Origin of the sequence: Streptomyces catenulae, from assembly GCF_000718015.1 — a bacterium.
Classification (GTDB): domain Bacteria; phylum Actinomycetota; class Actinomycetes; order Streptomycetales; family Streptomycetaceae; genus Streptomyces; species Streptomyces catenulae.
In genome coordinates this window covers 1-20452 of sequence record NZ_JODY01000021.1, presented here as the reverse complement: position 1 = coordinate 20452, position 20452 = coordinate 1, and the positions used below count along the sequence as shown (strand labels likewise).

Annotated in this window: 14 protein-coding genes; 5 read left to right on the top strand and 9 right to left on the bottom strand. The window is 68.8% G+C overall.

Annotated elements, in window-relative coordinates:
• Positions 1 to 228: 228 nt before the first annotated feature.
• Positions 229 to 2676 carry a DNA gyrase/topoisomerase IV subunit A gene (locus IF23_RS0119085; protein ID WP_030285239.1) on the top strand — a complete coding sequence of 816 codons (2448 nt, stop codon included), beginning with the start codon at positions 229 to 231 and terminating at the stop codon, positions 2674 to 2676.
• Positions 2677 to 2970: 294 nt separating this feature from the next.
• Here the strand turns inward: IF23_RS0119085 and IF23_RS35040 are convergent, their stop codons facing one another.
• On the bottom strand, positions 2971 to 4335 hold the full coding sequence (locus IF23_RS35040; RefSeq protein ID WP_030285237.1) for a CobW family GTP-binding protein: 1365 nt from the start codon (positions 4333 to 4335) through the stop codon (positions 2971 to 2973).
• A 729-nt stretch (positions 4336 to 5064) separates the two neighbouring features.
• On the opposite strand from IF23_RS35040, the gene IF23_RS0119075 reads away from it, so the two are divergent.
• The 3 genes from IF23_RS0119075 (at position 5065) to IF23_RS0119065 (ending at position 9163) form a co-directional block, all read left to right on the top strand.
• On the top strand, positions 5065 to 6075 hold the full coding sequence (locus IF23_RS0119075) for a ferredoxin family protein (RefSeq protein ID WP_037678738.1): 1011 nt from the start codon (positions 5065 to 5067) through the stop codon (positions 6073 to 6075).
• A 515-nt stretch (positions 6076 to 6590) separates the two neighbouring features.
• Positions 6591 to 8492, top strand: a complete 1902-nt coding sequence (locus IF23_RS0119070) for an ATP-binding protein (protein ID WP_425423854.1) — start codon at positions 6591 to 6593, stop codon at positions 8490 to 8492.
• Positions 8489 to 9163, top strand: coding sequence for a DUF7342 family protein (locus IF23_RS0119065; protein WP_030285231.1), 675 nt, complete (start codon positions 8489 to 8491; stop codon positions 9161 to 9163). Before IF23_RS0119070 ends, IF23_RS0119065 begins: the two co-directional genes overlap by 4 nt.
• A gap of 1030 nt (positions 9164 to 10193) precedes the next feature.
• Here IF23_RS0119065 and IF23_RS0119060 read toward each other — a convergent pair.
• The 4 genes from IF23_RS0119060 to IF23_RS0119045 form a co-directional block, all read right to left on the bottom strand.
• On the bottom strand, positions 10194 to 10880 hold the full coding sequence (locus IF23_RS0119060) for a response regulator transcription factor (protein ID WP_030285229.1): 687 nt from the start codon (positions 10878 to 10880) through the stop codon (positions 10194 to 10196).
• Entirely contained in the window at positions 10877 to 12043 is a 1167-nt protein-coding gene (locus IF23_RS0119055) for a sensor histidine kinase (RefSeq protein WP_030285227.1), read from the bottom strand. Before IF23_RS0119055 ends, IF23_RS0119060 begins: the two co-directional genes overlap by 4 nt.
• A gap of 30 nt (positions 12044 to 12073) precedes the next feature.
• Complete coding sequence (locus tag IF23_RS0119050) at positions 12074 to 12562, bottom strand: hypothetical protein (RefSeq protein ID WP_030285225.1); 489 nt, start codon at positions 12560 to 12562, stop codon at positions 12074 to 12076.
• Positions 12563 to 12722: 160 nt separating this feature from the next.
• Positions 12723 to 14843, bottom strand: coding sequence for a DNA gyrase/topoisomerase IV subunit B (locus tag IF23_RS0119045; RefSeq protein WP_030285224.1), 2121 nt, complete (start codon positions 14841 to 14843; stop codon positions 12723 to 12725).
• A 444-nt stretch (positions 14844 to 15287) separates the two neighbouring features.
• On the opposite strand from IF23_RS0119045, the gene IF23_RS0119040 reads away from it, so the two are divergent.
• Positions 15288 to 15518 carry a DUF7455 domain-containing protein gene (locus tag IF23_RS0119040; protein ID WP_030285223.1) on the top strand — a complete coding sequence of 77 codons (231 nt, stop codon included), beginning with the start codon at positions 15288 to 15290 and terminating at the stop codon, positions 15516 to 15518.
• A 124-nt stretch (positions 15519 to 15642) separates the two neighbouring features.
• Here the strand turns inward: IF23_RS0119040 and IF23_RS0119035 are convergent, their stop codons facing one another.
• From IF23_RS0119035 to IF23_RS0119020, 4 genes are all read right to left on the bottom strand, one after another.
• Entirely contained in the window at positions 15643 to 16452 is an 810-nt protein-coding gene (locus IF23_RS0119035; protein WP_030285222.1) for a serine protease, read from the bottom strand.
• A gap of 131 nt (positions 16453 to 16583) precedes the next feature.
• Positions 16584 to 18128 (bottom strand): RNA polymerase sigma factor, encoded by a 1545-nt coding sequence (locus IF23_RS0119030; protein WP_281179985.1) that lies wholly within the window; start codon positions 18126 to 18128, stop codon positions 16584 to 16586.
• 392 nt (positions 18129 to 18520) lie between these two features.
• The gene (locus tag IF23_RS0119025; RefSeq protein WP_078654086.1) at positions 18521 to 19492 is read right to left on the bottom strand and encodes a FadR/GntR family transcriptional regulator; all 972 of its coding nucleotides are present in this window, start codon (positions 19490 to 19492) and stop codon (positions 18521 to 18523) included.
• A gap of 120 nt (positions 19493 to 19612) precedes the next feature.
• Positions 19613 to 20338, bottom strand: coding sequence for a hypothetical protein (locus IF23_RS0119020; protein ID WP_078654085.1), 726 nt, complete (start codon positions 20336 to 20338; stop codon positions 19613 to 19615).
• Positions 20339 to 20452: the final 114 nt, after the last annotated feature.

The window sequence follows — 20452 nt, the reverse complement described above, 5'->3', positions numbered from 1 at the left end:
CTGGCGAAGTTCCCGTCCGACCGCCCCCGTACGAGCGTCGGGCGGCGCGCCACGGCCCCTGGGAGGGGAGTCGCGTCCGGCGTTGTCGGTGGGGCGGTCCACAATGGTCCGCGTCGGAGTCAGCAGACTCACCGGTCGATCCCCCACCGGTCGGACCGGCAGCTGTTCACCAACGGCTGGTCGACCCACACATCGGTAGTAGACGCAGCAGAAGGAGCCGCAGCCGCGATGGCCCGCCGCAGCACGAAGACCCCGCCGCCGGACGACTTCGAGGAGAGGATCCTCGACATCGACGTCGTCGACGAGATGCAGGGTTCCTTCCTCGAGTACGCGTATTCGGTCATCTACTCCCGCGCCCTGCCGGACGCCCGGGACGGCATGAAGCCCGTACAGCGCCGCATCCTCTACCAGATGAACGAGATGGGGCTGCGCCCCGACCGCGGCTACGTCAAGTGCGCCCGCGTCGTCGGCGAGGTCATGGGTAAGCTCCACCCCCACGGCGACGCCTCCATCTACGACGCCCTGGTGCGCATGGCGCAGCCCTTCTCGATGCGGCTGCCCCTGGTGGACGGCCACGGCAACTTCGGCTCGCTCGGCAACGACGACCCGCCCGCCGCGATGCGGTACACCGAGTGCCGGATGGCGTCCCCGTCGTCCCTGATGACGGAGTCGATCGACGAGGACACCGTCGACTTCGCGCCGAACTACGACGGCCAGGAGCAGGAGCCGGTCACCCTCCCGGCCGCGTACCCGAACCTCCTGGTCAACGGCGCGTCCGGGATCGCCGTCGGGATGGCGACGAACATGCCGCCGCACAACCTCGGCGAGGTCATCGCCGCCGCGCGCCACCTCATCAAGCACCCCAACGCCGACCTCGAGACGCTGATGCGGTTCGTACCGGGTCCCGATCTGCCCACCGGTGGCCGGATCGTGGGGCTGGGCGGGGTGCGTGACGCGTACGAGAAGGGCCGCGGCACCTTCAAGATCCGCGCCACGGTCGCGGTCGAGAACGTCACCGCGCGCCGCAAGGGCCTGGTCGTCACCGAACTGCCCTTCAGCGTCGGCCCCGAGAAGGTCATCTCGAAGATCAAGGACCTGGTCGGCTCGAAGAAGCTCCAGGGCATCGCCGACGTCAAGGACCTCACCGACCGCGAACACGGTCTGCGTCTGGTCATCGAGATCAAGAACGGCTTCAACCCGGAAGCCGTCCTGGAGCAGCTCTACAAGCTGACGCCGATGGAGGAGTCCTTCGGCATCAACAACGTCGCCCTCGTCGACGGCCAGCCGCTCACCCTGGGCCTCAAGGAGCTGCTGGAGGTCTACGTCGACCACCGCTTCGAGGTCGTACGGCGGCGCAGCGAGTTCCGCCGCGGCAAGCGCCGCGACCGGCTCCACCTGGTGGAGGGCCTGCTCACCGCCCTTGTCGACATCGACGAGGTCATCCGTCTGATCCGCTCCAGCGAGAACAGCGCCCAGGCCAAGGAGCGGCTGATCGAACGCTTCTCGCTGAGCGACATCCAGACGCAGTACATCCTGGACACGCCGCTGCGTCGGCTCACCAAGTTCGACCGCATCGAGCTGGAGTCGGAGCGCGACACGCTGCGCAACGAGATCGAGCAGCTGACCCGCATCCTGGATTCGGACGCCGAGCTGCGCAAGCTGGTCTCCGGCGAACTCGCCGCCGTCGCCAAGAAGTACGGCACCGAGCGCCGCACGGTGCTGCTGGAGTCCGCCGGTACGTCGGTGGCCGCGGTGCCGCTGGAGGTCTCCGACGACCCGTGCCGGGTGCTGCTGTCGTCGACGGGGCTGCTGGCCCGGACGGTCGGCGGGGACACCCCGTTCGACGCCGACGCCAAGCGCGTCAAGCACGACGTCATCGTCTCCGCCGTGCCCGCGACCGCGCGCGGTGAGGTCGGCGCGGTGACCTCGACGGGACGGCTGCTGCGGCTGCCGGTGATCGATCTGCCGCAACTGCCGGAGACGGCGGCCGCCCCCAGCCTCGCCGGTGGCGCGCAGCTGTCGGAGTTCCTGACGCTGCAGGACGGCGAGACGCTGATCTGCCTGACCACGCTCGACGAGTCCTCACCGGGCCTCGCGCTCGGTACGGAACAGGGCATCGTCAAACGTGTGGTGCCCGACTACCCGGCGCACAAGGACGAGTTGGAGGTCATCTCCCTCAAGGAGGGTGACCGCATCGTCGGCGCCGTCGAACTGCGCACCGGTGAGGAGGACCTGGTCTTCATCACCGACGAGGCGCAACTGCTGCGGTACCCGGCCTCGCAGGTCCGCCCGCAGGGCCGCCCGGCGGGCGGTATGGCGGGCGTCAAGCTCGGCGCGGGGGCCAAGGTGCTCTCCTTCGCCGCCGTCGACCCGGCGGCCGACGCGGTGGTCTTCACCGTCGCCGGATCCCACGGCATGCTCGACGACTCGCTGACGACGGCCAAGCTCACACCGTTCGACCAGTACCCGCGCAAGGGCCGCGCCACCGGCGGCGTCCGCTGCCAGCGCTTCCTGAAGGGCGAGGACTGTCTCACTCTCGCCTGGGTCGGCGCGGCCCCCGCCCGCGCCGCCGACGCCAAGGGCGCCCCGGTCCCCCTCCCGGAACCGGACCCCCGCCGCGACGGCTCCGGCGTACCACTGGCGAAGAAGGTGACGGCATTGGCGGGCCCCGCGTAGGGGCGCCCGGCACAGCCGGTGGCTCGGCTGCTGGCTGCTGGCTGCTGGCTGCTGGCTGCTGGCTGCTGGCTGCTGGCTGCTGGCTGCTGGCTGCTGGCTGCTGCATAGGGTCGGCGGCGTTGCTGAGCCGCTGAGGCGACAGTCACGTTGAAGGGGCGCTCCCACTCCGTGCGGGTGGGGGCGCCCCTTGTGCTGTACGGGTGAGGTGGCTGTGCGGAGGCGAGGGGCGGGGCGGGCGAGTCGTCGCTGCTGCTGTTGCGCTTGGGGGTTGTTGGTTCTTCTTCGTGGCGGTCGTTACGCCTCTTGGCCGTCCTGGTCATCGCGATCGGCTACGTAACGCAGGACGCCCCACATGGCGCGTTCCAGGAGGTCGTCGTGGGCGGAGGTCGCGGACGCGGGTGGTGTGGAGGCGGGTGGTGTGGTGTGAGGCGGCGGTGCGGTGACAGTCACTGCTTCCGTCATCCTGCACGCACTCAACTCACCCTGCAGTGACTCCGCGTCGATACCGCTGCCGATGAGAACAAGCTGTGTGCAGCGTTCCTCACCACGCTCCCAGGACGTCGGGTAGAAGCGGAGAAAGTCCCCCACCGCGTGCACCCCGAACTTCTGCCTGCTCCCCGGGACATCGAAGTGCACGAACCCCTTGATGCGGTACAGACCTGCCGGGCGACTGTCGAGGAAGTCCATCAGCCGACGCGGGTGCATGGCGACGGACGAGGTGAACTCCACACTCTGGTAGCCACTGTGCAGATGCTGCCCGTGGCAGTCACCCGAGCAAGGTTCACCGTCGACGTGGCCATGCACCTCATGGGACTGCGACTGTCGCTGGCCCTCGGACAACTCGTCATACGCACGCGCGCTGCTGTCTCCCGCCGCCACCAAGTCATGCGGAGGTTCAGGAAGGTGGCTGTCACGGGACGCTGCGCCCGGCTGGTAGTCACTCTGCGAACCACTACGCGTCACTGCTTCCCCGCCACGTTGCTGCGCAGCGCGGTAGTCGGCCGTTTCGCGCAACAGGTCTTCGAACGACAGCTGCTTCACCGCGGGGTCACAGTCATCTCCCGGACCACGGTCGAAGAACATCTCCGGGGAAATACGTCCGTACGCCGCACAGATCACGGGCCGCCCCGGTGCCAGCTCGCCCAAGGTGGTGGTGAGCCGTCGGCGCTGCTCGTCACCGATGCGGTCAGCCTTGTTGAGGACGACGAGGTCGGCGATGCCTACATGCCGGTCGAGTTCGGGATGGCGGCTGCGTGTTGCATCGAACTCGGCGGCATCGACGACCTCGACCAGGCCGCCGTAGACGATCCGGGTGTTCTCGCTGGCGAGGATCATGCGAATGAGTTCCTGGGGCTCGGCCAGGCCGCTGGCCTCGATGACGATGACGTCGATACGGGCTGCGGGCCGTGCGAGACGCTCCAGGTACTCATCCAGCTCACTGGTATCGACCGCGCAGCAGAGGCATCCGTTGCCGAGCGAAACCATCGAGTCCACCTGGCCGGCGACCGTCATCGCATCGATCTCGATGCTCCCGAAATCGTTGACGATCGCGCCGATGCGCGTGCCGTCCCCTGCCGCCAGGAGATGGTTGAGCAACGTGGTCTTGCCCGATCCCAGAAAACCGGCGAGGACGACAACCGGAATCTGCTGCGTGGCCAAGGGGGCGCCTCCATGGTTCGGAGGCCGGACCGCGACACGGTGGCGGACCGAGCGGACCGGCGGAAATCAGGCTGCCGATCGTAACGGACCCCAGCACTGCACCCAGGCGACGCATCTCGACCGACGACGCGAAGACACCGCATCCGCCGTCATCAGCTGAACCCTCTGCGGCCCGTGTTTTCTCTCCACGGCCAGCGACAAGGCAAGCGGGCCGATGCTCCCAGCTCTCAGCGGAAACCAAACCCGCAGGTCAAGCCAGACCACAGCTCCCATGGCCGCGGTTGCCCGCAGCCTGAAGCTGGGTGTTCCCGTCCTGGGAAGTACCGCCCCGGTCACCGCTGGCGGAAGTAGACGGCACTCCCCTGCCCGTAGAACTGCCGCTGAGTCTCTGGGCCTGCCGCCGGGCTCCCAGATCGCTCTGGGCACTGTGCCGCCCAGAGACCAACCGGCGCCCTCCCAGTCCTATCGCCGCCCCGTCCGGCGAGACCGCCCGCTGCCCTTCCGCCCCGGTCCGCCGGCAGGCCGCGCTGCGCCGCGTGGCCCCATCGTGGCGGCCGACTTCCTGTGATGCCTCCGAGCATCGCTCTTCGTCCGGTGGGGACGGCCGTCGCTCACCTGCCCGTCGAGCGGCCCACCATCTTCGTCCGCTCCTCCCGCATCTGCTTCCCGTTCTCCCGCCAGCACGTTGTCCGGATCACCCTCTACCTCAGACAGGTTAGGCTTACCTTCGTGAGCACCTGCACTCTTGCTTCCCGCGAAGGCGCCGAGCCCCTCGCCGGAACCGCGGCCGCCGCCCGAACCTGGCTGCTCATCGAGCAGCCGGGCCCCTGGGGAGCCGAGGCGCTGACGAACAGCCACCTCGACCCGGACCTCGGAAGAGCCTTGAAGGCCGCTACCGACGGGACCGACGTCCGCGTTGCGCTGATCCGCCGCCCCGGCCCGTACAGCAGAAGAGGCACCATGCTCCGGCGCCGAGTGTTCCTCGCCCATACCGCACCCGGACGCTCCTGGATCCGCACCACCACGCTCGCCGACCCGAAGAGCCTGCTTCGACTGGACTTCACCGCCGCGGGCGCCGGTCATCACGATGGGCTCTGGGATGCCTACACCGGCTCCCCTCTCGCCCTGGTCTGCACGAACGGCAAACGGGACCGGTGCTGCGCCGTCCTCGGGCGCCCCCTCGCCGCCGACCTCGCCAAGAGCGGCACCGAGGCTTGGGAGGTCACCCACATCGGTGGCCACCGCTTCGCGCCGACCCTTGTCGTACTGCCCTACGGGTACGCCTACGGTCGTGCCTCGGCCGACCTGGTCAGGCACGCCGTCGAGGCGGCCGACAACGGCCAGATCCTGCTCGACCACTGCCGGGGACGCTCCACCTGGGACCGCCCCGCCCAAGCCGCCGATCTCGCCGTCCGGGACATGCTCGGTGAGCACCGCACGGACGCACTCGACGTCGTACGGGCCGACGCGGTGCGGTCCGAAACGGTGCGGGCCGACCATCCGGCCGCCCCCCGAGCCGCTGCCGCGGAGCCCCTCCCTGCGTGGTCCGTTACTGTCGCCCATTCCGACGGCCGTATGTGGCAGGTGCTGGTCGAACAGCGGACCGATGGTGCTCCTGCGCCCGCGAGCTGTGGCTCGTTGCTCGGCCCACCTGCGCGTATGGCCGTTACGGCCATTACTCGGCTCAGCTACGACTCGCCCATGAGCCTGGAGAGCGGTCGCCTCGTCGCGACGTCCTGACGTACTTGCGGCAGGACCCCGGTCCTGCCGACGAGGAGTTCCCCTCACTTCCCGATCCGGAACTGCCTCCTGCTGGCCCCCCTTTGCGGAAGGCCCCGCCCGAAAGGTCAAAGCCACCGCGACGGCGATGCCGATTCCGAGGATGGGCCACGCCAGACACGCCCCTCGCCCACCGCACGGCTTGGGCGGTGTCCCCTGCCCAGTACGGCCTCGCGTTACTGCATTCATCCCTTGTCTCCCCCCGCTCGCTGCGTCACGCGGTCACGCGCAAGACTTCAGGCACTCACGGCCTTCTCCGTCCAGGCCCAGCGGTTCCGGCACCGCCGCCTGCCTCTCTTCGCGAGGTTAGGACCGCACAATCCACGACCGAAAGCCCTGTGGATAACTCTGCAGTCGCAGCTCCTGACCACCCCGTAGTCCCCTCCGCTATCGCGCGAGCACAAGCTCTACGAAGGTCCGCTTCGCGCTACAAGGGATTACCGAGGTGGCAGCGACCGCCCTTAATGTTCGTCCACATGGGTGATCCGGAAAGACCAAGGTTTCCGACTCCGAGTGCTGAAAAGCCCTCGGGGCCCACCACTCTGCCCAGAGCACCAAGCACCGAAGACGGCCACGGCACACCCCTGCCCGGGGCCGATACGCACCGCAAGCCGACGCCACACCGGACAAGACGAATCACCACCACTGACGTCTCAGCCACCCGCCACTGGTGGCAACGACCCCGTCTCCACTGGCCGCGTCGCGTCTTCGCTCAAGTCCTGCTGGTGCAGTTGGCCATCGCCACCGGTGTGACAGCACTCGCCACCGGCCTCTTCCTCGCCCCGCTCAGCGTGGAACTCGACAACCAGGCGATGCACCGTGCCCTGTCCATCGCCCAGACCACCGCTGCCGAGCCCCGGCTGGACAACGCGCTGGAGAACTCACGCCCCACCCGTCACGGCCCCGTCCAGCGAGCAGCCGAGCGAATCCGCAATGCCACCGGCGCCGAATACGTAGTGGTCATGAACAGCCACGGCGTGCGCTGGTCCCACACCGACCCGAACGAGATCGGACGGCGCGTCTCCACCGACCCCAGCCTGGCCCTCGCCGGTCACGAGGTCATGGAGATCGATGACGGCACCCTCGGTCGATCGGCCCGCGGCAAGGTGCCGCTGCGTAATGACGACAAGGAGATCATCGGCGCCGTCTCCGTGGGCATCGCTTACGAGAGCGTGCACGAGCGACTTCTCTCCACCGTCCCGCAACTGCTCGCTTACGCGGGCGGCGCTCTGGCCGTAGGAGCCCTCGCCGCCTATCTGGTAGCCCGCCGCTTGCAACGTCGTACGCATGACCTCGCGTTCTCTGACATTTCCGCCCTGCTCAGCGAGCGGGAAGCAATGCTGCACGGCATCCGGGAAGGCGTCCTCGCCCTCGACGAAAGCGGGCGGATCCGTTTGCTGAACGACGAGGCGCAACGCCTGCTGGACCTGCCGTCCGAGGCAACCGGGAAGGTGGTGGACGCTGCTCTTCCTCCTGGCCGCACAGCGGACGTACTGGCCGGCCGCGTGTCAGGAGCGGATCTCCTGACCGTCAGCGGTCAGCGCGTCCTCGTGGTCAACCGGATGCCCACCCACGACGGCGGGGCGGTGGTCACGCTGCGGGACCGCACAGAACTGGAGCGGTTGGGGCGGGAACTGGACGGCACCCGCGGACTCATCGACGCACTGCGCGCCCAGGACCACGAGCATGCCAACCAGCTCCACACGCTCCTCGGCCTACTGGAGCTAGGACTTCACGAGGAGGCCAGCTCCTTCATCACCCATACAGTCGGTGCCCATCGAGCAACGGCTGAGCAAGTCACGGAGCGCATTCACGATCCGCTCGTGGCATCTCTTCTTGTCGGTAAAGCGACTAAGGCCACCGAACGCGGTGCTTCACTCACCATTTCTTCCGGCACTCACCTCCCTGACCGCCTCATCGATCCCCATAGCCTGCTCACCATTCTCGGCAACCTGGTGGACAACGCCCTGGACGCCACAGCCTCGGTTCCCGACGCGCAATTGGAGGTGCAACTCCACACGGACGGCCGGACAGCGATCATCCGCGTCAGCGACAACGGCCCCGGGGTCCTCACGAGTCACCGCACCTCGGTCTTCACCGACGGGTGGACAACAAAGGAACCACCGCCCCACGGGCGGCGTGGCATCGGCTTGGCGCTGGTGCGGAGGCTGACCGAACGCTGCGGCGGCACCGCAGTGGTCGACGAACGCCCCGGAGGTGGTGCTGTATTCACCGTCACGCTCCCTGATGCGTTGTCCGATGAGTTGCCCGAAGAACGCTCAGCTGTGCTAAGGGAAGTAGCGCCAACCGGTGCCCCAGCGCGCGACGACACCGCCGCGAATGTGTTCCCCGGCGAGGCGACAGGAGTCAATCAGTGATCAATGTCGTAGTGGTGGACGATGACATTCACGTAGCGAAAATCAATGCTGCCTACGTCGACAAAGTGCCAGGATTCCAGGCCAGTTGCCTCGCCCACACGGCAGCCCAGGCGCACGAGGCGCTGCGCACCCACACCGTCGACCTGATCCTCCTGGACCACTACCTTCCCGATGGCACGGGGCTACAACTGGTGAGCAGCCTGCGGAGTCGCGGCATACCGACAGACGTCATCATGGTGACCGCGGCACGTGACATCGCGACGGTTCAAGCAGCGATGCGCCACGGCGCTCTGCAGTACCTCGTCAAACCGTTCACGTTTGCCGGTCTGCGCTCCAAGTTGGAGGGGTACGCCGCCTTGCGCCGCACTTTCGAGGATGGCGGACAAGCCGAACAGTCGGAGTTGGACCGGATCTTCGGAGCGCTGGGCTCAGCAGGCAACACTGCGGCAGAGCTTCCCAAGGGCCACTCCGCCGCCACAGCCGACTGCGTGCGCTCCGTCCTCCGTACCGCCGAGGGACCTTTGTCCGCTCAGGATGTTGCTATACGGGCCGGGCTCAGCCGCCAAACGGCACAACGTTATCTGAAGCTCCTGGAGCGGGCGGGACGTGTTCGCCTCACTCTCCGCTACGGCGAGACGGGGCGCCCCGAGCATCGCTATGCATGGGTATGAGCACCTGGGCCAACGCCGGGGAGGCGCGCGCCGGGGCTACCGGAGACCGCCGGGGAGAGGACCGTCAGGGTCACAGCCAGGATTCAGGCCTCCGTAGCGGACCGCACCGGCTCCACGGGTCGTGAACTGTCGGCAGAAGAGCGTGTAGAGCAGCATCGGCAGGTTGGCCGAGGCGGCGACGGTGAAGGCCGGGCCAATGAGAAGGCGACGTTCATTTCCTGCGCGAGGAGCGAGAGGGCGATGGCTCTTACGCCGACAGCGCCACTCGAGCAACGACCGCGTCGCATTGTCGACTCCGTGCCGTGATGTGGCCACGGCTGCGTCGCAGCGAGGCATCGGGGTCGTGTGTGACCGCGGCGGATGGACAAGAGAGACACCAGTCGCCACGGCAAGGACCGTGGCGAACTCGACAGCGACCCCCATTTTCTCCAGAGGGGAGAAGAAGCGGCCACCCGTCTAGGACTCCCAACCACAGACGTGCATGACGGGCATACCCCCAGTGAGGAAGGCCCCGAGTACTGCCCCAGGGCCGCCAGCAGAGCAATGTTGAGCGAGCGAGCCGACAACAGGGGAAGCCACAGATCGGAGGCGACAGTCGCGGTAATGACGTAGGCGAGGTACCAGCGGAGGAAGAGCAGGGTGACGGGGGAAGACGAAGCCGCGGTAGCAGCGGCGCACCTTTTGGAAGGCGGCGCTGTGCTGAACGGTGCAGTACGCCACGTCGCGACCAGCAACTCGCGAGCTCGGCAGTTGATCACGTGGGTTGGATAGTCGCCTTGTCGACTCCTCGATATCCCAAGAGGTTCAAGGCGGTGAGCGTCTCCCCCACGCACTGTCGCTTCACCCGAACCACCCCGCCCAGGGTCGGTTGCCCCGCTCCAGGCAGCGGGCATAGGGAACTGCCTTCACACGGTGCGGCCGTACCGCTGGTCCACCGAACACTCCCTGTTGCACCGACCCGTTGGCCGGTCGCGTCAAGGAAGAGTGGACAGGCGCGACACCTGGTCTTGCCTACGCCCCGTCCACTCCATCAGGTGGGATTACCACCAGGCGGCTGCGCCAAGCCATGCCGGTACGCGTAGTGGATCGCCTGCGCACGGTCACGCAGTCCCGCCTTGCCGAAGAGATTGTTGATATGTGTCTTTACCGTCGCGGTGGAGACATGCAGCGTGCGCGCGATCTCCGGGTTGGAGAGCCCTTCGGCGACGAGTTGCAACACCTCGACCTCGCGGGCGGTCAGTCCGTCCGGCGGTTCCGCAGGCCCCTTGTGTGACGGCGGCGCGGGCGCGGCGACGCGTTCCAGCAACCGCCGCTGGATTCTGGGGGACAGCCCGGCTTCGCCGGAGAGGACTCCGTCGATGGCACGGACGATCTCGTCGCCGTCCGCGTCCTTGGTCAGATAGCCGCGGGCGCCGGCTTGGAGGGCGGGGAAGAGCGAGTCGTCATCGGCGTAGGTGGTGAGGACCACCACCTGGGTGCCCGGGTGGTCGGCCCGGATGCGCCGGGTGGCCTCGACACCGTCGCAGCGCGGCATACGCAGGTCCATCAGGACGACATCCGGGGCAAGTTCGGCGACGAGGCGGACGGCTTCCTCGCCGTCCGGTGCGGAGCCGACGACTTCGATACCGGGCAGGAGGCCCAGCAGCATCACGATGCCTTCGCGCACCACGGTCTGGTCGTCGGCGACGACCACCCGCTTCGCCGGTCCGTCCGTCATGCCGGCACCTGCAACCGCACCACGAAACTCTGCCCTTCAGGTCCTGACTCCAGCGTGCCGCCGAGGAGTTCGGCGCGCTCGCGCATGCCCACCAGACCGTATCCGGAGCCGCTGGACGCCAGTGCTCCGGGCTCGGTGTGCCCCAGCGTGTTGCGTACCTCCAGCCCGATCGTCTCCTCCGTGTAGGTGAGGTGGACGTCGGTGCGGGCCCCGGGGGCGTGTTTGCGGACGTTGGTCAGTGACTCCTGCGCCACGCGGCGTACCGCCAGCGCAGCCTCCGGGATGAGCCCGCGCCGCTCCCCCGTGATCTCCAAGCGGGCGCCTTCGGCAGCCGCCAGTTCCCGCAGGTACTCCTCGACGGGGCGCATCTCGCCGCGCAGCGCCGACAGCGCCTCGCGGGTGCCGTCGAGCCCCTCGCGCGCCATGCCGCGGCAGGCCGTCACCCGTTCGAGAAGCTGGGCGCGATCGGCTTCGAGGTCGGTGCTGCGTTGGATGAGCAGCCGGGCCGCCTCCAGGTGGACGAGTTGGGCGCTCAGGCTGTGGGCGAGGACGTCGTGGATCTCGCGGGCGATGCGGCCCCGTTCCGCCAGCGCGGCGCTCTCCGCCTCGGCGTTGCGGGCGGCGCGTTCCTGGGCGAGCAGCCGTTGCACGGTGCCGCGCGCCTCCGCGTCGAGCCGCACCACGTAACCGGCGAGGGCGAGTCCCGCCGCGGTCGTCGCCGTCGTCAGCCAGTTGTCGTCGTTCACGAGGGCGAAAGCGCCGAGCGCGGCGGCCGCGCAGGGCAGGGCGGCGGCGAGTGGCAGCCGTTCCAGGGCGACGACGGCGCAGCCGCACCAGAGCACGACCGCGGGGAGCGACGCACCGACCGCGTGGAAGGCGAACGCGCCACCTTCCATGGCCAGAAACAGTCCGATGGAAAGCCACAGTCGCTGTTGCAGCGTGATCCGGAAGAAGCTGTGGAAGGCCACCACGGTGAGGAGCACCGCGGCGGCTCCGGCCACGCGCCACCAGCCGTGGAATGGTGACCGGGTGAGTGTGGCCCACAGCAGCAGCCCCAGGAGGAGGGTGCGGACGGCTCTGCCGATCCACCGCCGGGTCTCGTTCATCCCCTCGTGGGCGAGCGCCTCCCGCAGGGGCCAGCGCGTCCAGACGTTCTGCGGCACTCGGTGTCCTTCCCTGTGCGGCGGTGTTTCTCAGCCACCCACGGGGACACGGTACGCGGGCTGTACGGACCGGGCCCTCCAGAGGGTGACGCCGCTGCGCGACAGCAGCATCGCGGCGATCGACAGCATCATGGTGCCCGTCCCCTGGTGAACGCCCCAGAGGTGCCCCACGCCGCCGAGCCCGAGGCGTACCGCCATGCCGCAGAGCCAGACCACCGCGGTCCGCAGGCCGCCCTTCGTCCAGACGGTGCCGTCCGCTTCCGTCCACATCGTGGTGGTCCAGGCCCATCCGGCGCCGCTCGCGAGCCCCAGCAGGGTCCCGGCGGCCAGCAGTACGGCCGCCGCCGTCGGGTGGGCGGCGTCCAGGAGGTGCGGTTCGCGCAGCGCCATTCCGCCCAGAATCGCCGGAACCAACCAGATGTTGCTGCCGCGTGACGACAGCGGCTGCGCGCTGAACTGGCGGATGAACACGTACGCGACCACCGCGATGATCACAACGGTGTTGAGCAGGCCGCTCATGGCCCTGGCCTCCTGCGACGACGGGAACGTTGACGTCTTCGACGCTACGGAGCGGGCGCCGACGGCGGATCGGCCGACGGGTGGGGGCCGGGTGGAAAGACGAGGGGGTGTTCCTCCACCCCTGGGTGGAGGAACACCCCCTCGGTGCGCCCGGTGGGGCTCAGGTGTCGATGCGCGAACGGTCCAGCGTGGAGGCGGAGTTGGTGATGAACTCCTTGCGCGGGGCGACCTCGTTGCCCATCAGGAGGTCGAAGGCGCGCTCCGCCGCTTCGAGATCGCTGATGTTGATCCGGCGCAGGGTGCGGTGGCGCGGATCCATGGTGGTCTCGGCGAGCTGGTCGGCGTCCATCTCACCGAGGCCCTTGTAGCGCTGGATGCTGTCCTTGTAGCGGACCTTCTTCCGCTCCAGTTCGAGCAGCGTCTGGCGCAGTTCGTTGTCGGAGTAGGTGTAGAGGTACTTCTCCTGCCCCTTCTTGGGGTTGATCAGCTCGATGCGGTGCAGGGGCGGCACGGCGGAGAAGACCCGGCCTTGCTCGACCATGGGCCGCATGTAGCGCTGGAAGAGCGTGAGCAGCAGGCACCGGATGTGCGCGCCGTCGACATCGGCGTCGGCGAGGAAGATGACCTTGCCGTACCGGGCGGTGTCGATGTCGAAGGTGCGGCCGGAGCCTGCTCCTATGACCTGGATGATGGCGCCGCACTCGGCGTTCTTGAGCATGTCCGAGACGGACGACTTCTGTACGTTGAGGATCTTGCCGCGGATCGGCAGCAGCGCCTGGAACTCGGAGTTCCGGGCGAGCTTGGCGGTGCCGAGCGCCGAGTCACCCTCGACGATGAAGAGTTCGCTGCGCTCGGCGTCGTCGCTGCGGCAGTCGGCGAGCTTGGCCGGCAGCGAGGAGGACTCCAGAGCCGTCTTCCGGCGCTGCGCCTCCTTGTGCTGACGTGCGGCGATACGGGTACGGGCGGCGGCGACGACCTTCTCCAGGACGGCGCGGGCCTGCTGCTTCGCGTCACGCTTGGTGGACGTCAGGAACGCCTTGAGTTCCCGGCCGACCACCTGGGCGACGATACGGGAGGCGGCGGAGGTGCCGAGCACCTCCTTGGTCTGGCCCTCGAACTGGGGCTCCGCGAGCCGCACGGTGACGACGGCGGTGAGCCCCTCCATGGCGTCGTCCTTGACGACGTCGTCCTCGGCGACCCGGAGGAGCTTGCTCGATCGCAGCACCTCGTTGACGGTCTTGGCGACCGACCGCTCGAACCCGGAGACGTGGGTGCCGCCCTTGGGGGTCGCGATGATGTTGACGAACGACCTGACCGTCGAGTCGTAGCCGGTGCCCCAGCGGAGGGCGATGTCCACGCCCAGCTCGCGGGTGACCTCGGTGGGGGTCATGTGGCCGCGGTCGTCCAGGACGGGGACGGTCTCCTTGAAGGTGCCCTGTCCGCTCAGCCGCAGGACGTCGCAGACCGCCTTGTCCTGGGCGAGGTACTCGCAGAATTCGCTGATGCCGCCGTCGTAATGGAAGGTCTCTTCCGTGGCGGCGGCACCGTCGATGCCGCGTTCGTCGCGGACGACGAGGGTGAGGCCGGGGACCAGGAAGGCGGTCTGCCGGGCTCGGGCGTACAGCGTCTCCAGGGAGAGCCGGGCGTCCTTGAGGAAGATCTGGCGGTCGGCCCAGTAGCGGACCCGGGTGCCGGTCTTCGTCTTGGCTACGCGCTTGCCCTTGACCAGGCCGTTGCCCGGCTCGAAGGAGGCGTCCGGGCCGGACGCGGTGAAGGTCCCTGGGACGCCGCGGCGGAAGCTGATCGAGTGCGTCTTGCTGTTCCGGTCGACCTCGACGTCGAGGCGGGCGGAGAGGGCGTTGACGACGGAGGCGCCGACGCCGTGCAGACCGCCGGAGGCGGCGTAGGAGCCGCCGCCGAACTTTCCGCCGGCGTGCAGCTTGGTCATGACGACCTCGACGCCGCTGAGGCCGGTCTTGGGCTCGACGTCTACGGGGATGCCGCGGCCGTTGTCCCGGACCTCGACGGAGCCGTCGGCGTGGAGGAGCACCTCGATGCGGTCGCAGTAGCCGCCGAGCGCCTCGTCGACGGAGTTGTCGATGATCTCCCACAGGCAGTGCATCAGGCCGCGACTGTCCGTGGAGCCGATGTACATGCCGGGGCGTTTGCGGACGGCCTCGAGTCCCTCCAGGACGAGCAGGTGCCGCGCGGTGTAGTTGGAACCGTCCCGGTCAGCCCCGGTCAGCACTGCGGTGGACGGCACGGACATCTCGGCGGTCACGCGGTTCGCTCCTCGCTGAATTTCTGGCAGTCCGCATTCCGCGGACTCGGTTGTGGCGGTAACGCCGGTCAAGAGCGTACCGAGGCCAGGTAGAGCCGATGTGACGCCACCCGTCAGCACGCTCATGGTAGTAGAATTTCGATCGCCAGTTCGATCCCTCGAAGGGGTGAGGCGGACGTGACGCGAACATCACGTTCCCTTCGAGGCATGAACCATTTAGGCTCCGGGCACGTCCTCATCAACGACCGGCAAGCCAGCCGGGAGGACACACCCAGCAACCGTGAATCGAACCACCAAGCAATACGGCTCATTCGCCGCCACCCGGCAGCACCCGGCCAACCTCTCGAAGATTTTTTTCGAGGAAAAGGCACGAGCGGGAACGTTTTCGGCCTGGTTGGATGTTGACCCTGGTACGACAGCTCGTCGAGCTAGAGAAGAGGCGACGTGACTACTGTTCTGACACCCGCGAGCCCGCTGACGGCCGCTGACCGCTGCGACCGCTGCGGCGCCCAGGCATACCTGCGCGTCGTCCTGATGTCCGGCGGAGAACTGCTCTTCTGCGCCCACCACGGTCGCAAGTTCGAGCCAGAACTCAAGAAGATCGCCGCGGAAATACAGGACGAGACGGAGCGGCTGACCGCCTCTCCGGCGTCTGCGCCCGAAGAGGAACGCTGACACATCGCATCCACGACGACGAGCGAGTAGCGGCCCAGGCCGTGCGGCGGGCGGTCTCCCCGGGTACCACCGGGGAGACCGCCCGCACTCGTGTTTTCCGGCCCCTGGCCGCGCCCAGCCGCCCTCAGCCCGCGCCGTGCAGCTCGACGGCCGGGATCAGCGCGGACGCCCGCGTGTAGACCCCGGGGCTCCCCGGCTCCCCGCAGCCGGCACCCCACGACACCAGCCCCACCAGGCGCCCCTCGACGACCAGCGGGCCGCCGGAGTCCCCCTGACAGGCGTCCCGACCCCCTTGCGGTTCACCCGCACAGAGCATCGTGGCGGCGTGGTACGCGCCGTCGGCCGTGCCCGGGTACGCGCGGGCGCATGTGTCGTCGGACAGGATGTTCACCGCCGCCGACCGCAGTCGCGTCGCGTAGGCGCCCCGGCCCGTGGTGTCGCCCCAGCCGTACACCACGGCCGAGGTGCCCTCGTCGTACGCCCCCGAGCCCTCGGGGGCGATCGGGATGGCCCGGTTGGTGACGGGCATCGGCAGGGTGATGACCGCCATGTCCCCGGCGTTCGTCCGGCTGTCGTAGCGCGGATTGACCCATACCTTGGCCGGTTTCAGCGCCTGTCCCCCGGTACCGGCGAGATCTTCGCGCCCGACGAGCACGCGCAGGTCACGGACCTGCTGCCAGGGCACCCCCAGCACCTGGGTGCTCAGGCAGTGCGCGGCGGTCACCACCGTTCTGCGGCCGACCAGGACGCCGCCGCAGAACTGACCGGACCGTTGCCTGCCGAAGCGGTTCTGGGAGGCGAGGGCCACCACCCAGGGACTCTCCACGACCTGTACGGGCTGTCCCCCGACCACCGATGCGTCAGCCACGGCCACGGACGGTGCGGCGAGGGCCATGGCGAGGGCTCCGGGTACGGCGCGGAAGATCGGGCGCATACGGACTCCTGACTCCGAGGCAGTGATCGCCCACCCAGCGTGACCCAAACGGATGCGTTGCGCACCCGGACGGCCGCGGGCCCGGTCCCCCGAAGGGGGCCGGGCCCGCTGAAACCGTGTTGCCGTGTCCGCTAGTCGAGGTAGTCGCGCAGCACCTGGGAGCGCGACGGGTGACGCAGCTTCGACATGGTCTTGGACTCGATCTGACGGATCCGCTCACGCGTGACGCCGTAGACCTTGCCGATCTCGTCCAGCGTCTTCGGCTGGCCGTCGGTGAGACCGAAGCGCATCGAGACGACACCGGCCTCGCGCTCGGAGAGGGTGTCCAGCACCGAGTGCAGCTGCTCCTGCAGGAGCGTGAAGCTGACCGCGTCGGCCGGGACGACCGCCTCGGAGTCCTCGATCAGGTCACCGAACTCGCTGTCGCCGTCCTCGCCCAGCGGGGTGTGCAGCGAGATCGGCTCACGGCCGTACTTCTGGACCTCGATGACCTTCTCGGGGGTCATGTCGAGTTCCTTGGCCAGCTCCTCCGGGGTGGGCTCGCGGCCCAGGTCCTGGAGCATCTGGCGCTGAACGCGCGCGAGCTTGTTGATGACCTCGACCATGTGGACGGGGATACGGATCGTCCGGGCCTGGTCGGCCATGGCGCGGGTGATGGCCTGGCGGATCCACCACGTCGCGTAGGTCGAGAACTTGTAGCCCTTGGTGTAGTCGAACTTCTCGACCGCACGGATCAGACCGAGGTTGCCCTCCTGGATGAGGTCCAGGAAGAGCATGCCGCGGCCGGTGTACCGCTTGGCCAGGGAGACGACCAGACGGAGGTTGGCCTCCAGCAGGTGGTTCTTGGCGCGGCGACCGTCCTGGGCGATGATCTCCAGCTCACGCTTGAGCTTGGGGGCGATCTTCTCCTCGGTGGCCAGCTTGTCCTCGGCGAACAGACCGGCCTCGATGCGCTTGGCGAGCTCGACCTCCTGCTCGGCGTTGAGGAGCGGGACCTTGCCGATCTGCTTGAGGTAGTCCTTGACCGGGTCGGCGGTGGCGCCGGCCGCGGCGACCTGCTGCGCGGGCGCGTCGTCCTCGTCGTCGTCGGACAGGACGAAACCGGCGGCCTCGGCGCCTTCGGTGGCCTCGGGCGCATCGCCCTTGCCGGGCGCCGCGGTCTCCTCGGTCACCTCGTCGTCGAGCAGTTCGTCGACGTCCTTCTTGGCCGCCGTCTTCTTGGCGGTGGTCTTCTTGGCCGCGGTCTTCTTCGCGACCGTCTTCTTGGCCGTGGCCTTCTTGGCCGCCGCCTTCTTGACGGGCGCGGACTCCGCCTCGGCGGACGCATCGCCCAGGGAGGCGGCCGTGGTCTTCTTCACCGCGGCGGTCTTGGCCGCGACGGTCTTGGTGGCGGTGCGCTTCGCCGGACTCTTCGCTGCGACGCTCTTGCGGGTGCGCTTGGGCGCCTCTGCGGCACTGACCATCAGCGTCACACCCTCCTCGTCGAGGATCTGGTTGAGGCTGCGCAGAACGTTCTTCCACTGGGTTGGCGGAATCTGGTCAGCCTCGAAGGCCCGACGCACGTCATCGCCGGCGATCTGCCCATCAGCCTTTCCCCGCTCGATGAGCGCCATCACAGACTCGGACTCGGCGATCTCCGGCGGGAGCGTACGGGATGTGCTGGCCGACACGAACAACCTCTCGGAACGATGGAAACGGCTTCCGACCCCGTCCTGTGTGGATCGGAGCCGACGACCGCCGGAGGGGATGGCCGGCGGCGCAGGGGTAACCGGGGAGTTGAACAGCGTCGTCGACGCCGTCCGTATTCCCTCCTCGGCTATCACCTCTTAAGTCATCGCGCTTCCCCGACGAGCGTTACGCCCAATCCGCGTGGCCCGAGTCACACCTCATAACGAGACATTCCCCGTCATATGACATGCAACCCTGCCGAAGCCCGCCGCCGGATCCGGATGACGCCCGGATCCGGCGGGCTGCGGTCACGCTGCCGTGCGGCGCCCCGGCCTTCGGGGTACGCGCCGCCGGACCGACCGCCTCAGGGCCTGTGGCGGGTGCGCGGGAGGTGGCGCCGTCAGTGCTCGCGAGGGGCGGGCACGACGTGGTCCGCGGGCGCCCCGGGGGTCTGGCCGCCGCTCTCGCCGTGGGCGGCGAGGAGCTGGCGCATGGCGCTCTCGGCGGCCCCGGCGTCCCCGGCGGTGATCGCGTCGACGATCCGCATGTGCTGCCCGACGGACGTTTCGGCAGGCCGCTCACAGCCGCCCGACGTACCGCCGGAGACATGGAGGGCGGAGGAGACGATGCCGGAGAGGTGGTCGAGCATGCGGTTGCCGGCGAGCTGGAGCAGCAGGGCGTGGAACTCGGTGTCGGCGCGGGCGAAGTTCATGGTGTCGCCCTGGGCCGCGGCGTGCCCCATGACGTCGACCATGTCCGCGAGGCGCTGCTGGACGTCCTCGCGCCCCTGCCCGGCGGCGAGGCGGGCGGCGAGCGGTTCGATGGTCCAGCGCAGCTCGCACAGCTCGCGGCGCTGGGCGTCGCGCTGCGGCCCGTAGGCGCGCCATTCGATGATGTCGGGGTCGAGGAGGTTCCAGTCGCTCACGGGGCGCACCCGGGTGCCCACGTTGGGTCGCGCGCTGACGAGACCCTTGGCCTCCAGCACCCGCAGCGACTCACGGACGACGGTGCGGGAGACCTCGAATCGCTGTCCGATCTCCTCGGGGACGAGTGGGCGGTCGGCGCCGAGGTCGCCGGAAACGATCATCTGGCCGAGCTGTTGGACGAGTTGGCCGTGCAGGCCCCGGCCACGGCTGCTGGCGGTGCGGCGGCCGGCGCGGGCGATATCGGACTCGGCTCCGTCCCACGCCGGTGCGACGCGGTCCGGGGCGCTGTTGACGGCGGCGCCGTAGGGGTAGCGGTCGAGCTCGCCCGGGCCTGCGTGGCCGGCATCGGCGGGGCGAGCCGCGGTCATCATGGTGTGCGCAAGGGTACTCACGCATCCTTTGTCGGCGGCGTTCCGAACACCCTTGAGGTCTTTGGTGAAAAGCACACGAAAGGGTGATCGCCCGGTACCTCATAATTGACGCTTTATCGGAAAGAAATGCGCGCTCCAGGGCGAGTTGTGGACAGCGAGCGCCCCAGGGGCACACGCCACACCCGTACGCGACGGTCAGCGCACCCGGCTCCGGAGCGCCGTCAGGCCATAAGCGCAGACCAGCGCGGCGACGGACAACGCCAGTGCGCCACCTACGGGTTGAGTCACCCAGCGCACGACAACGGAGGCGCCGTGATCGATTCCGGACGGCCACCGAACGGGACCCGACGCCCGCAGCCTCGCGGTGAGCCCTGCCAGCGAACGGCCCGCCTGTTCGGCCAGTACGTACCGCAGGGCCGGGACGACGAGCACCGGGACGGCGAGGACCGCCGCCAACCCCATTGCCGTGGAACGGAACAGCCCGGCGGCCAGCACGCCCGCCCAGGCACAGCCGATCAGGAGCCCCGCCCAACCGACCACGAAAACCGGGACGTCGGGGAGCCCGGCCAGTCCGTCGACCCCGAACACCAGCCGGACGGCCGCCTCGTCGGCCAACAGAACGACCGCGCCGAGCAGTAACGCGCAGGCTCCACTGACCACCAGTTTCGCGACCAGTAGTCCCAGTCGGCGGGGAACGGCGCCACGTTCATGCCCCAGTGCGGGAAAGCGGAACTCCTGCCCGAACGCCAGCGATCCGACCAATCCCGCGCCGAGTGCGGCGGGCGGGAAGGGGAGTTGGCGCGGCCATCCGCTCAACACACGCGACAGCGGAGCGGCACCGTGACGCGCCAGGAGGAGCGCAGGCACCAGCGACACCAGGAGCGAGATGACGGCGACCAGGACGACGGTGCGGTCGCCCACCGTGCGGCGGACCTCGTAACGCAGTGGCCAGGCGGGGCCGGGGCCCGGTAGGCGGGGGATGTGCAGTTGGGGGGAGGGGGCCGCCCTAGGGGGGTGTGCGGCTGTCTCTTATAC